Genomic DNA, 12,814 nt, shown 5'->3' with positions numbered 1-12,814 from the left:
TGTCCGACCGGCGGTTCAGGTCCAGTCGTCTATCTGTCATGTTTTTAACTGGTTGAAAAAAATGATATCTCACTTGCAATTGGGCAGGCGGCAACCCTGCGAAATGACCTTCCGGCTGATGCGCAAGCCAAGGCCTGACGCTGGCCCCTCCAGCGAATTCCAGCTGGATGTCCGGCAGGGCCTGCCACCTGAATGGTTTCTGTTTCAGGACATTTCCCGTGGTGACTGGCTGAGCCACGAGAATTACGGTCCGGTGTCGGAGCTCTGGCTGAACCGCCATGACGGTTTTCGGAACATGGGCAATATCCTGATCAACCAGCTGAAGCAGTATCGGGAAAACCAGCTACCCGCGGAGCGTTTCTCGAACATGCTGGCACCTCAGCTTCAGCGCTTTCTGTCGGAACTGCACACCCACAACATGGTGGAAGACCAGCAGTACTTTCCCGCTTTGCTGAAGCTTGAGCCGGATCTCCTTCCGGGCCTTGAGCTTCTGGAAGCCGATCATGCGCAGTTGCACCAGCGGATGGAAGCGGTCGTTCTGAACGCCACTCAGCTGTTCACTGCAGTCCGTGACAAGGATCTCGACGCAATACGCGGTGCAACCGATGCTTACGAGCGGGCAAGCGTGGCGATGCTGATGGGGCTCAAACGTCATCTGACGGACGAGGAAGACCTGATCATGCCGGTTCTACTGGGTCGCGGTGAGGCGGACGTGGACCTGTCTTGAAAAAATGCAACACATCGTGGGCCATGAACACGACCGGCAACTAGCGTCTTGACTCTGCACGCAACGTGTCGCATCTAGACTGTCATGACCAAGATGACCGCGACCTTCGTGTATTTTTATTACGTCACCGACATACAGGCGGCTGCGTAGGATCTTGCTCATTTCTTAGAAACCTAAAAAAGCCGCCGCGTCAGGCGGCTTTTTGGTTTCAAGGGCTCCTGGCGGGGAAACCAGGAAGCCCAAAATGACCAAGCACATGATTGAAGCCGGAAAACCGGCGACAAAGCTCAAATCGGAAGCACTCGCCGTGCTTCTGGAACGCGGTCTCGTGCACCAGTGCACGGACGTTGAAGCGCTCGACAAGAGGCTTTCCGAAGGACCGGTCACGGCCTATGCCGGCTTCGATGCCACCGCCGCCAGTCTTCATGTCGGCCACCTCATGCCGCTGATGACCATGCGCTGGCTGCAGAAACTCGGGCATCGCCCGATCGTCGTTCTCGGCGGCGGCACAAGTCAGATCGGCGACCCGAGCTTTCGCAATGATGCCAGGCCCCTCCTTGAGGAGCGCCAGATCTCGGCGAACATCGCCACCATCCGGCGGTCGGTCGAGCGGCTGGTCGACATGGACGGTCCGGATGGTGCCCTGTTGGTCGACAACGCGGAGTGGCTCAACGAGTTCCGCTTCCTGGAATTTCTCCGCGACTATGGATCCCAGTTCACCGTCAACCGCATGATGACCTTCGACAGCGTCAGGTCGCGCCTGGACGCACAGATGCCGCTGACGGTTCTGGAATTCTGCTACATGATGCTTCAGGCCGTTGATTTTCTGGAGCTGGCCAAACGTCACGACTGTGTCCTGCAGGTCGGTGGCTCTGACCAGTGGGGCAATATCGTCAACGGTGTTGAACTCGGCCGGCGCGATGGCCGCAAGCTGCATGGTCTGACGGTGCCGCTGCTGACAACCGCGAGCGGTGCCAAGATGGGCAAGACCGCCGCGGGCGCCGTCTGGCTGCATCCCGAACATCTGTCACCCTTCGGCTTCTGGCAGTTCTGGCGCAACACGGCAGACGCCGATGTCGGCAAATGCCTGCGCCTGTTCACGGAATTGCCGATCAGCGAAGTGGAAAGGCTCTCGGCCCTTGAGGGTGCGGAGCTGAACGAGGCCAAGAAAATCCTGGCGACCCAGGTCACGACCATTGTCCACGGACCCGAGGAAGCCCGCGCGGCCCTGCAGCAGGGAGACGCCCTGTTTGCCGGCGAAGGCGAAATACTGGAGCCCACGCACATGCTGCCGCTCGGGCGACTTGCCGACGGGCTTGGTCTTCTGGAACTCGTGGTTGCCATCGGCTTTGCTGCATCGAACGGCGAGGCCCGGCGTCTGGTGGAAGGCGGCGGCGTCCGCCTCAACAGCCGGATCGTCGACGATCCGAAACGGCGCATCGGAACCGGCGACCTGAAGGCCAATGACAGGCTGGCCCTTTCGGTCGGCAAACGCCGCAGGGCTCTGGTCGGCTTCGCGTGAATTGAAGGCGTTGTGTAGCGCCGAAAATCTACGGCATGGATTGCCGGATCAGGTCCGGCAATGACGGGTGAATGGAAACTGGTCAGCGCACAAACCCGGTCGTCACAAGATCCTCCTCATCCTGAGGAGGACCGGAGGTCCGTCTCGAAGGATGGCGGCAAATTCAGCGGGTGCGGCCCATCCTTCGAGACAGCGCTGTTGAGTTTGTCTGGTTGCGGAGGAAACGGAATTCCTTCCAGCGCCAAGCCGGGATACAGGATCGTTTCCCGGTTTGCCGTTTAAGCGGCAAGACCGGGACCCAGTATCCCACAAGGCCTGAGTTTGAAAGAAGAAGGAGAAACAGGTGGTTACTGCGTTCCGGCCTTCCGCTTCGCTTCAGCCGGAATGACAACTGCTTTGACGGGTGAATGGAAACTGGTCAGCGCACAAACCCGGTCGCCACAAGATCCTCCTCATCCTGAGGAGGACCGGAGGTCCGTCTCGAAGGATGGCGGCAAATTCAGCGGGTGCGGCCCATCCTTCGAGACAGCGCTGGCGCGCTTCCTCAGGATGAGGTTCACATTCTTTGTCTGTCATTCCGGACAAGAGAGCGAAGCCGGCCGCGCCTCCGGCACGTGCACAAGCCTGGATTCCGGCTCGGTGCAAAGCTTTGGCTGCGCTTGTCCGGAATGACGCGCGGGGGGAGCGGTTAAACCTTCAGGTCATGCCATGGCGTGACCATGGCATCCATGCCGTTGCATCTCAAATTTCGCAGGATGAGGTTGCCCATCGTTGATCTGCTTTGAGTGAGCCAATGCGGTTAGGCCAATTCGGGATCAGACACCAATTCGCAAGGCTCGATTGTGCCCTCATAACCGAATACCTTGCCGACAAGCGGAAAGCTGACTTCAACCGACAGGCGGTAGCGGTCGTCTTCAACGCGTTCCCGGCCTGTTGCCCTTGGTGCAAGTGCTTTTGGGATCTTCACGGGCCCAAGAAAAACATGTTCCGGTGTAAGGTCGATGCCGCTGGTACTCGCGGTGACACGCATCTTGAAGAGGAAAGGGCCAAGCCGTTCCAGCATGCAGGGAAACGCTTCGTCTTTGCCTGCAATCATGTCGGTCATGAACGGCTGACCATCAAAGCGGCGTATCCAGCGTTCACCGCCGTCGATGTCCGCGAATGATGTTTCAAGGCGCGCATGGTTCTGCGCTTGCGGAAGGGAGGCGAGACGACAGATCAGTCGGGCGGCAGCTGACGCCCCCCACCAGACATTCGCCGTTCCGGCGGCGCGTCTGGCGAAGGTGTGCATTTCGCGGATTCGGGCAGGAACCTGCTTGAAGCTCTCACCCAGTATTGTCTGATAAAGGATGCGCGGCATTGAAAGGCAGACGACGGTTTGAGACCTTGATTGAAAGCGCACATTGAGCATTCATGCAAAGAATGTGCAACCTTTGATTGGCGCAATGGTTCACAAATTCCTGCCGAATGAGCGGCGAAAGCCGGGCAGAACCCCGGCTTTCGATGGCCAGTTGCTAGCGGCCGCTCAACGAGGCTTTCGACCGGAATTCCTCCACCGGCACACCGCCGATCCCCCAGTTTTCCATCTCGACCTCGTCGACCACCACGAATGTGGTTGCTGGATTTTTACCCAGAACATCGACAAGCAGATCGGTCGCTCCCCTGATGAGCCGGGATTTCTGTTCCGGTGTCACCCCCTCGCGGGTCACTTGAATGTTGACGTAAGGCATGTTCAGACACCTTTCTCTTTTGCAGGGGTCATCTGGAAAACCTTGGCCATGATCCGCCAGCGTCCTTCCTCGCGGACAAAGGTCAGAAAGTCGACATAATCGTTTCCTGACAATGTGCAGCGAAGGCGGGCGAAGGCGGTGTTGTCGCCGGCAAGCTGGATCTCATCGACGATGTCGTTGCGGGTTTCGCCGCGGGAGGCCGGTGACACGCGGGCGGCGACCACGGGAACGTATTCTTCCATCGTCCGGTGGAGGAGGGGTGTTTCGTCCGCCGTCGCATAGACCGCCTTTGGATGAAACACCTTCTGCAACAGACCGGTGTCGCAGTGATATAGCGCGTCGAAATAGTCATTGATGACGGTGTTGAGATCTGCAATCGCGGTACTCATGCGGCCAGTCCTTCTTCTGCGAGGGTTCTGCGGGTTGCCGGACGTGCGCCGATCCGCGCGACGTAAGCCTTGGTGAGGGGCCAGCTTTCCAGAGAAACGCCGATGAAGTTCGTCCAGTTCAGGATGACGAACGCATAGGCGTCAACGACGGAAAACGCGGTGCCGAGCAGAAAAGGTCTGTCGCCGTCTAGCAGCTTCTCGAACTGACCGAGTTTCGTATCGAGCTTCGTCCGGTTGGCCGCCTGTTCGCTTTCGGAGAAGGTCTTGCCGGAGAAGTAGGGGCTGAAGGCCTTGTGCAGTTCGGACGACAGAAAGCTCAGGAGTTCCAGCTGCCGGTAGCGTTGCAGAGGCTGGTTGTCGTTGCCTGCGGCAAGTCCGGGAAACTGCTCGCCCAGCCAGTGCAGGATCGCAACGTTTTCCGTCAGGATCGCACCGTCTTCCAGTTTCAGTGCCGGGACGTAACCGCGCGGGTTGGTGTCCAGGAAAGACGCTCCGGTTTCGGTTGTCCCCTTGTCCGTGTCGACTTTCTCCAGCTGATAGGCAACGCCTGCCTCGTTCAGGAGAATATGGGCCGCCATGGAACAGGCGCCGGGCTTGTAGAACAGTTTCATTGTTTCGCTCCAATTCGCGTTTCGATGCCCGGAAGGTGTTTGTTTAGGTCACTCTTGACAAGTAGGTTTCTAATGGTAACTATGATTTTCAAGTTACCCTGGAGAAACCTGATTTCGGCGGAGTTACAGGCAGAATGAGCCTCAAGATGCGCAAGAACCGGAGCCCGAAACCGCCGGAACCGTGCCTTCTCACCGAGTGCATGCAGGTGATCGCCGGGGCGTGGGCGCCCAATGTCATCTGGAGCCTGAGGGCTGGCCCGCGCCGGTTCAACGAACTCAAGACCGACATCCCTCCGGTCTCGTCCAAGGTCCTGTCGGCTCGTTTGTCGGAACTCGAAGAGCGCGGCGTGCTTGTGCGCCATGTGCGTCCGACATCGCCACCGTCTGTCGAATACGAACTGACGGCACTGGGCGAGGAACTGATCCCGGCTCTCGAAGCGATTGTCGAGGTCGGCCACAAGCTGAAACAGCTTCGCGGGTATGAACCGGCGTCGGAAGCTGCGGAATGACCGGCAAGACAATGGCGAAAGTGACCTGATGGACCAGAAAACCTTCGTCCTGGTGCACGGTGTCTGGCATGGCGGCTGGTGCTGGTCGCGGGTCGCCGACATTTTGCGCACACGCGGTCACCGGGTCACCGCGCCGACCCAGACCGGCCTTGGCGAGCGCTCCCATCTGCTGTCGCCCGAGATTACCATTCAGACCTTTGTTGAGGACATCGTTCGCCACCTTGAGTTCAACGATCTTCAGAACGTCAACCTGGTCGGCCACAGTTTCGGCGGCATCCCGATCACCGGAGCGGCCGATCTCGTACCCGGGCGCATTGCAAGGCTGATCTATCTCGATGCGATCATGCTGGACACGGGCGAAACCTGGATGAGCCTTTTGCCCGACGACATGGCGCAGGACCGGACGCGGTTGGCGCAGGAAACAAGCGGCGGGCTTTCACTGCCGCCGGCACCGGCGGAAAGCTTCGGCGTGGCGCGGCCTGAGGACATCGCCTTCGTCCAGCCGCGCCTGACACCGCATCCCTTCCGCACGTTCACGACAGCGCTCGATCTGAAGAACCCGGTCGGAAACGGCCTGCCTGCGAGCTACATCAGCTGCACCGACCCGCCCTACAGGCCGGCGATTGTCGCCCTGGACCGGGCGCGCAGGCTCGGTTGGCCCGTTGAGGAGATCGCGAGCGGGCACGATGCGATGGTGACGGAACCGCTCGCGCTGGCTGATTTACTGGAACGGCTGGGCTAGCGGACAGGCCGGTCGCGGCGGTGCGACCGGAAAAAAGAAAACCCGCCTCGGGTGAGGAGGCGGGGAGAAGTGGGTTCACGGGGATCGCGAAAACGCTTCTGTTTGTCAGCCTGCTTATCCCTGCAGGCGGGATCTGATTTCCTTGCGCAGTTCGTCGATGGGTGACTTCGTGCCGCCGTCTCTGGTGTGCCAGAACGTCCAGCCGTTGCAGGCTTCCTGACCCTGGACCAGCGCTCCGACCTTGTGGATCGACCCGGTATGATCACCGGACTTGAGCGAGCCGTCGGCGCGCACGATGGCAATGTGCTTGCCCTTGGAGCAGGTCAGTTCCGCCCCTGGGGAAAGCAGTCCGTTTTCCAGGAGCGTGCCGAAGGGAATGCGTTTCTGGGCGCGCTTGCCCTGCTGCATTTCAAGCGCTTCGCCGTCGCTGGTATCGATGGAGGCGATCCTTGCGGTCGCAGCATCGATATAGTCCTGCTCGCGTTCCACACCGACGAAGTTGCGGCCCAGTTTCTTGGCCACCGCTCCGGTCGTTCCCGTACCGAAGAACGGGTCCATCACGACATCGCCCGGTTTGGACGAAGCGGTGAGCACGCGGTAGAGCAGCGCTTCCGGCTTCTGGGTCGGATGTACTTTCTGGCCGTTTCCGTCCTTCAGCCGTTCCGAGCCGGTGCAAAGGGGCAGATGCCAGTCGGAGCGCATCTGGAGATCGTCGTTGAACGTCTTCAGGGCATCATAGTTGAAAGTCGGCTTGGCATCTTTCGACTTCACCGCCCAGATCATGGTCTCGTGGGCGTTGGTGAACCGCTTGCCGCGGAAGTTCGGCATCGGGTTCGATTTCAGCCAGACGATGTCGTTCATGATCCAGAAGCCGAGATCCTGAAGGATCGCGCCGACGCGGAAGATGTTGTGATAGGAGCCGATCACATAGAGCGAACCATCCGGCTTCATCACCCGGCGCGTGGCCAGAAGCCAGGCCCTGGTGAAGGCGTCATAGGCTTCGAAGCTCTCGAACTGGTCCCAGTGATCGTCGCAGGCGTCGACCTTGGACTGGTCCGGCCTGTGAAGGTCCCCGCCCAGCTGAAGATTGTAGGGGGGATCCGCGAACACCAGGTCCACGGAACGGGACGGCAGTTTCTCAAGGGCGGACACGCAGTCGCCCTTCAGGATCGTGTTCATCCAGGAAGCGGAAGCTTCCGTGTTTTCAGTCGGATGGGGTGCCGCGATGGACACCCCGGTACTCAGTACACTCATTGCGACGCAATACCTCACGCAATTTCGAGTGTCATGGTTACCGGTTTTGGTAAATCAGCGGTTAAGTCAAAAAAAGAAAAATTACCTTTGAATCAAGGCTTTGTTTACAATCGTAAAAGTTAAATGAGAGGTTAATGGGCTGTTCCGACCGAAAACGCCAGAATTCTGCTGATTTCGTTCAAACTGCGACCACTGGTTGTCTTCCAATCGTTAAAGGCCGCCTGCGCGGCTGATAGATTTTTTTTCGACATGCGGTCGTTATCAATGACATTTTCGCGGATGAGGGCGTTAACCACGTCTCCGGTGAGAATGAAACTCTCCTTTCCCATGAAACGCAGCGCGAGTTGACCCGTTGTTCCGCCCAGGCGGCTGCCGCGCTTTTTCATGAGATCCATCAGACCGATCTGGTCGCTCACCGGATAGCTTGCAAAAAACGCGGCTGCGCTGCCATGTTCGGTGGCAAGGTCCCTGAGAAATACTGCGTTGTCCTGCACGGCCTTGATCTTGGCGCCATTGCGTACAATTCGCGTGTCCTTCAGGAGTGCTTCAAAGGCTTCGTCCGGCAGAAAGGCGAGACGGGCGACATCGAAACCTTCGAAGGCTTCCTCGAAACCCGGCCATTTCTGGTCGATCACCTTCCAGCTGAACCCTGCCTGGAACACGCACCTGGTGAACATGGAGAGCCAGCGGTCGTCGCCGGTCTTTTTCAGATCGGCCTCGGACTTGGGCAGGTTGTGCTCCGCCAGCAGTGCCTTGAGCTTCTTGGCTCCGCCCTTCTTCTCTGCCGCCAGAGCCTCGATCTCTTCGAAGGAACGCATCCGCCTGATCTCCTTTTCCTGTCTCCGCAGGGGAGACAAGAGAAAACGAAGACGGCCGCCGGTGCAACCTCTGTTTCACGACTGTCCGCCAACCTCTTTCGAACGCTCGAAGCGGCGCAGGGCGAGGGAGAGCGTTATGGTCATCATAAGGTAGATAAGCGCAACAACGTTATAGGTCTCGAAATAGCGGAAAGACCCGGCGGCATAGACCTTGCCGAGCTGGGTGATGTCCGCAACCCCGAGAACCGAGACGAGCGAGCTGTCCTTGATCATGGCCACGAAGTCGTTTCCAAGCGGCGGCAGGATGGTCTTGAGCGCCTGGGGAAAGATGATCAGTCGGAACCGCAGCCAGCGGTTCATGCCAAGCGCCTCGGCCGCCTCGATCTGGCCCTTGTCGACCGCCTGGATGCCGGCTCGGAAAACCTCGGCGATGAACGCGGAATAGCCGATCATCAGGGCGACGATCGCCCGCCAGAGCAGCGGAAAGTCGCGTGTGCGCATGGGGTCCGCACCAAGTGGTTCCAGAACGGCGTTGATCGCCGCGACAATCAGCGGCGTTCCGACAAAGGCGATATAGAGCAGAAGGACGATGATCGGCAGGCCGCGCACGACCTCGATGTAGAACCTTGCCGACTGCCGCAACACGATCGATCCGGACAGCGATGCCAGCGCCAGCAGAAGCCCGATCACGGAGGCCAGGAAGAACGCCACGAGCGTGACGAAGATCGTCAGGCCGATACCGCGCGAGACCGTTGCCATCACCTGCGTGTAAATTTCGTCGGTACCGATCCGGAACAGGAGAAAGGCGGCGATCACGCAAGCGGCGGCCAGCCAATAGGGAAAATCCTGTTTGGGGGAAGCGGATGCGATCTTTTTTCGGAACATGGCGTTTTCTTGCGGTTGGGGCGGGCAGAGTGTTGTTTGCGGTTTTTGCGGCCGGATGCAAAAGAAAGTGGCCGGCCCCGGGCATTCTCCCGATACCGGCCACACGAGCGTCTGTCTGCCTCGAAACGGCAGACTTTGTGGCTGTTACTGACCCGCCTTGTAGTCGAAGAACCATTTCTTGTTGAGCGCATCCAGCGTCCCATCGGCGCGCATACTGGCAATCGCGGCGTTGAACGGTTCGATCAGGTCGGTGTTCTTCGGAAAGATGAAGCCGAAATCTTCCGTCCCCATCGGATCGCCGATCAGTTTGAACGTGTCCGGGTTGGCATTGACATACCCTTGCCCGCCGGTGCTGTCGGTCAGAACAAGGTCGACATCCCCGACCTTGAGCGCCTGAACGGCCGCGCCGAAGGTTTCAAAAAGCTTGATACGCTGGTTGTTCTCGTCGCCGTCGAGAACTTCATAGACGGTCACGTAGAACGGTGTCGTGCCCGGCTGTGCGCCTGCGAGGAAGTCGTCATTGCCGGCGAAACCTGCAGGGTCCGTGAACCGGTCTTCGTCGGCACGCACCAGCATGTACATTTCCGAGCGCATGTAGGGATCGGAGAAGGCGACTTTCTCGGCACGGTCCTCGCGTATCGTGATGCCGTTCATCGCGACATCATATTCGCCGGCCGAGATCGCGGGGATCATGGCGTCCCAGCTTACGTTCTCATAGGTGACCGTCATGTTGAGCCGCTTGGCGATTTCGGCAACCGCCTCGTATTCCCAACCCGCCGGCTGGCTGGTCTTCGGATCGATGAACTGAAGCGGGGGATAGGTGTTTTCCGACGCAATCACGACTTCCCGTCCTCCAAGATCGGGCAGATCGGCCGCCTGCGCGGCGAACCCGGCTCCGAGCATAGGCAAGACAGCAACCGCAAGGCTCAATAGGGTACGTTTCATGGGGAAGCTCCTGATGAGAATTCATACCGATAGTACCGGGATTGCGAACCGGCGGAAAGTCCGTTTCACAGCTCCACACGGGAACGACCTGCCGCAACTCCCTTTGATGACACGGCATCAAAATCCCCTGGAGCACTTGCGGGCAATGATGGCAGGGGTCAGGCGTTCAAATTGGGCTTCGGTTTGACTGAAGAATTTTTCTCATTGCGAAAAAAAATTCAAAAACACCTGATACGTGTATTGACGCAGGGGACATCTGGCGGGAGTGTGTTCGCCATAACAACAATAAGGAGACTTTCATGTCCAATCTGATCAACGGCGATTACCCGCTGGGCAAGAGGCGTATGCGCAAGGCGCCTTCGCATCCGCTTGAGGTGTTTACAAATGCGAAACACGCGGTCGACCGCCTGATAGACATCTTCGAGGCGAACACGGCTTTTTTGCGTTCGCATTTCAACGATCTTCTGGAAGGAGAAAACATCCAGGAGCACGTCAGGGCCTATTATCCCCAGGTCCGGGTTGTCACCGACAGCCACGTGCGTCTGGACAGCCGCCTGTCCTACGGCTTCGTTTCAGGACCGGGAACGCATGCGGCAACGATCACGCGCCCGGATCTGTTTCGGCATTATCTGGAGGCGCAGCTTAAACTGCTGATGAAGAACCACGATGTGCCGATCCTTGTGGGTGACAGTGAAACACCGATACCGCTTCATTTTGCCTTTTACGACGGCACGCATGTCGAGGGCGGCGCTGCGGCGGCGAATCTGGAAAGACCGCTCGCCGATATCTTTGACCTGCCGGACCTGACGGTCATGGATGATTCCATTGCCAATGGAACCTACGAACCGGCCGACGGTGTCATGCCGCTGGCACCCTTCACAGCACCCAGGATCGATTATTCGCTGCACCGCTTGCAGCACTATACGGCAACGGCAGCGGAGCACTTTCAGAACTACGTGCTTTTCACGAACTACCAGTTCTATATCGACGAATTCTGCCGCATGTCGAAGGAACTCCTGCACACCCCGGGCAGTGGATACGAGGCCTTTGTCGCGCCGGGCAACTTGACGACCGAAGCCGGTGAGAGCGAGCCCTCCTGCGGCACGGAGCCTGCGAAGCTGCCGCAGATGCCGGCCTACCACCTGAAACGGGCCGACGGCAGCGGCATCACCATGGTGAATATTGGAGTCGGCCCGTCGAACGCCAAGACGATTACCGACCATATCGCCGTTCTGCGACCGCATGTCTGGCTGATGCTGGGCCATTGTGCCGGTCTCAGAAACAGCCAGACGCTCGGGGACTATGTGCTGGCGCACGGCTATGTCCGCGACGACAACGTTCTCAATCAGGATCTACCGACCTGGGTTCCGATCCCGCCGCTGGCGGAAGTGCAGGTGGCACTGGAGGACGCGGTTGCCGAAATCACCGGTCTTGACGGCTATGAACTCAAACGCCTCATGCGGACGGGAACCGTGGTTTCGCTCGACAACAGGAACTGGGAATTGTGGGATCAGCCGGAACTGGTCAAACGCTTCTCGCAATCCAGGGCAATCGCGCTCGACATGGAGTCGGCGACGATTGCCGCCAACGGCTTCCGCTTCCGTGTTCCATACGGCACGCTGCTGTGCATCTCCGACAAGCCGCTCCATGGAGAACTGAAACTGCCCGGCATGGCGACGGACTTCTACAAGCGGCAGGTCGCGCAGCATCTTCAGATCGGGATCAGCGCGCTGGAGAAAATGCGCAACATGACCGCCGAACGCCTGCATTCGCGAAAACTCAGAAGCTTCGCCGAAACGGCGTTTCAGTGAGCAGGGCCTCAGTCTGTTACGCCAGCCAGCAGCCTCAGAGAGACAACTTCCTGCCTCGCGACATCGGCTTCCTCGGAGTAGCCGGTGTCTGCGAGGATCCGGATCTGAGCCTCCAGCATATCCGCCAGTTGTATCAATAATTCTTTCCGCATGCCTGCCTCCTCAAGTCATATTAACTCTACGTTAATGAGGGACCGGCGGATTAAAAAAACGCGCGCCCTTTCAGGCGCGCGCGGACGTGTTGTCGAGGGGCTGGCCTTTATTCGGCTTCGTCTGCAGGTGCGGCGTTCAAAAGGCCGTAGCGCTCTTCGCCGATCTTTTCCAGCAGCTCGAGCTGGGTCTCCAGGAAGTCGATATGGCCTTCCTCGTCTGCAAGCAATTCCTCGAACAGGGCCATGGAAACGTAGTCGCCTTCGTCGCGGCAAATGTCGCGCGATGTCTTGTAGGACGTCCGCGCCTCATACTCGCCGGCAAGATCACTTTCCAGAACTTCCTTGATGTTCTGGCCGATGCGCAGGGGCGCGACTTTCTGCATGTTCGGATGACCTTCCAGGAAGATGATCCGATCCGTGAGTTTGTCGGCGTGTTGCATTTCCTCGATGGATTCTTCGCGCTCCTTCTTGGCGAGGCGCGCAAATCCCCAGTCGCTCAGAAGGCGGTAGTGCAGCCAATACTGATTGATCGCACCCAGCTCGAGAAACAGCGCTTCGTTCAGGCGCTCGATGACCTTCTCACTTCCCTTCATGGAAACCTCTCCTTATGAGCATGTGAACTTCGTAGTTTAGAATTATTCTAGAAAACTGTTCTGGACTATTTTACGGAGCCTGTCCAGCCTAGGTTGGTCGCAAGACGCATTATTTTTTTAACAGGA

General features: G+C 58.5%; 15 protein-coding genes. 5 read left to right on the top strand and 10 right to left on the bottom strand.

All coding sequences use genetic code 11. The annotated features are described in order from the left end of the window. Nucleotides 1–103 precede the first annotated feature (103 nt). Together RBB49_RS01960 and tyrS are read left to right on the top strand one after the other, a co-directional pair. Nucleotides 104–727, top strand: a complete 624-nt coding sequence (locus tag RBB49_RS01960; protein ID WP_306140974.1) for a hemerythrin domain-containing protein — start codon at nucleotides 104–106, stop codon at nucleotides 725–727. A gap of 244 nt (nucleotides 728–971) precedes the next feature. Continuing rightward, entirely contained in the window at nucleotides 972–2,249 is a 1,278-nt protein-coding gene (gene tyrS / locus RBB49_RS01955; RefSeq protein WP_306140973.1) for a tyrosine--tRNA ligase, read from the top strand. A gap of 799 nt (nucleotides 2,250–3,048) precedes the next feature. Here tyrS and RBB49_RS01950 read toward each other — a convergent pair. From RBB49_RS01950 to RBB49_RS01935, 4 genes are all read right to left on the bottom strand, one after another. Beyond that, nucleotides 3,049–3,609, bottom strand: coding sequence for a DUF4166 domain-containing protein (locus RBB49_RS01950; protein ID WP_306140971.1), 561 nt, complete (start codon nucleotides 3,607–3,609; stop codon nucleotides 3,049–3,051). A gap of 154 nt (nucleotides 3,610–3,763) precedes the next feature. Then, entirely contained in the window at nucleotides 3,764–3,979 is a 216-nt protein-coding gene (locus RBB49_RS01945; protein WP_306140970.1) for a 4-oxalocrotonate tautomerase family protein, read from the bottom strand. 2 nt (nucleotides 3,980–3,981) lie between these two features. Continuing rightward, nucleotides 3,982–4,368, bottom strand: a complete 387-nt coding sequence (locus tag RBB49_RS01940; RefSeq protein ID WP_306140969.1) for a nuclear transport factor 2 family protein — start codon at nucleotides 4,366–4,368, stop codon at nucleotides 3,982–3,984. Then, entirely contained in the window at nucleotides 4,365–4,979 is a 615-nt protein-coding gene (locus tag RBB49_RS01935) for a glutathione binding-like protein (protein WP_306140968.1), read from the bottom strand. Before RBB49_RS01935 ends, RBB49_RS01940 begins: the two co-directional genes overlap by 4 nt. 134 nt (nucleotides 4,980–5,113) lie before the next feature. Here RBB49_RS01935 and RBB49_RS01930 point away from each other — a divergent pair, with 134 nt between their 5' ends. Both RBB49_RS01930 and RBB49_RS01925 read left to right on the top strand, forming a co-directional pair. Continuing rightward, entirely contained in the window at nucleotides 5,114–5,488 is a 375-nt protein-coding gene (locus RBB49_RS01930; protein ID WP_306140967.1) for a helix-turn-helix domain-containing protein, read from the top strand. Between the two features lie 28 nt (nucleotides 5,489–5,516). Next, nucleotides 5,517–6,230 carry an alpha/beta fold hydrolase gene (locus RBB49_RS01925; RefSeq protein WP_306140966.1) on the top strand — a complete coding sequence of 238 codons (714 nt, stop codon included), beginning with the start codon at nucleotides 5,517–5,519 and terminating at the stop codon, nucleotides 6,228–6,230. Between the two features lie 114 nt (nucleotides 6,231–6,344). Here the strand turns inward: RBB49_RS01925 and RBB49_RS01920 are convergent, their stop codons facing one another. From RBB49_RS01920 to RBB49_RS01905, 4 genes are all read right to left on the bottom strand, one after another. Then, a complete protein-coding gene (locus tag RBB49_RS01920) occupies nucleotides 6,345–7,484 on the bottom strand; it encodes a site-specific DNA-methyltransferase (protein WP_369293620.1) in 1,140 nt (379 codons plus the stop codon). A gap of 131 nt (nucleotides 7,485–7,615) precedes the next feature. After that, nucleotides 7,616–8,302 carry a DNA-3-methyladenine glycosylase I gene (locus RBB49_RS01915; protein ID WP_306140965.1) on the bottom strand — a complete coding sequence of 229 codons (687 nt, stop codon included), beginning with the start codon at nucleotides 8,300–8,302 and terminating at the stop codon, nucleotides 7,616–7,618. Nucleotides 8,303–8,377: 75 nt separating this feature from the next. Continuing rightward, entirely contained in the window at nucleotides 8,378–9,187 is an 810-nt protein-coding gene (locus tag RBB49_RS01910) for an amino acid ABC transporter permease (protein ID WP_306140964.1), read from the bottom strand. A gap of 144 nt (nucleotides 9,188–9,331) precedes the next feature. After that, on the bottom strand, nucleotides 9,332–10,132 hold the full coding sequence (locus tag RBB49_RS01905) for a transporter substrate-binding domain-containing protein (protein WP_306140963.1): 801 nt from the start codon (nucleotides 10,130–10,132) through the stop codon (nucleotides 9,332–9,334). A 344-nt stretch (nucleotides 10,133–10,476) separates the two neighbouring features. On the opposite strand from RBB49_RS01905, the gene RBB49_RS01900 reads away from it, so the two are divergent. After that, complete coding sequence (locus RBB49_RS01900) at nucleotides 10,477–11,943, top strand: AMP nucleosidase (protein WP_306141344.1); 1,467 nt, start codon at nucleotides 10,477–10,479, stop codon at nucleotides 11,941–11,943. Nucleotides 11,944–11,951: 8 nt separating this feature from the next. Here the strand turns inward: RBB49_RS01900 and RBB49_RS01895 are convergent, their stop codons facing one another. Beyond that, nucleotides 11,952–12,095, bottom strand: a complete 144-nt coding sequence (locus RBB49_RS01895; RefSeq protein ID WP_306140962.1) for a hypothetical protein — start codon at nucleotides 12,093–12,095, stop codon at nucleotides 11,952–11,954. Nucleotides 12,096–12,202: 107 nt separating this feature from the next. Then, nucleotides 12,203–12,688, bottom strand: coding sequence for a bacterioferritin (gene bfr, locus RBB49_RS01890; RefSeq protein WP_306140961.1), 486 nt, complete (start codon nucleotides 12,686–12,688; stop codon nucleotides 12,203–12,205). Between the last annotated feature and the right edge of the window lie 126 nt (nucleotides 12,689–12,814).

Origin of the sequence: Roseibium sp. MMSF_3412, from assembly GCF_030733265.1 — a bacterium.
Lineage (GTDB): Bacteria > Pseudomonadota > Alphaproteobacteria > Rhizobiales > Stappiaceae > Roseibium.
The sequence above is the reverse complement of the archived record's forward strand: the minus strand, read 5'-3'. Positions and strand labels throughout refer to the sequence as shown.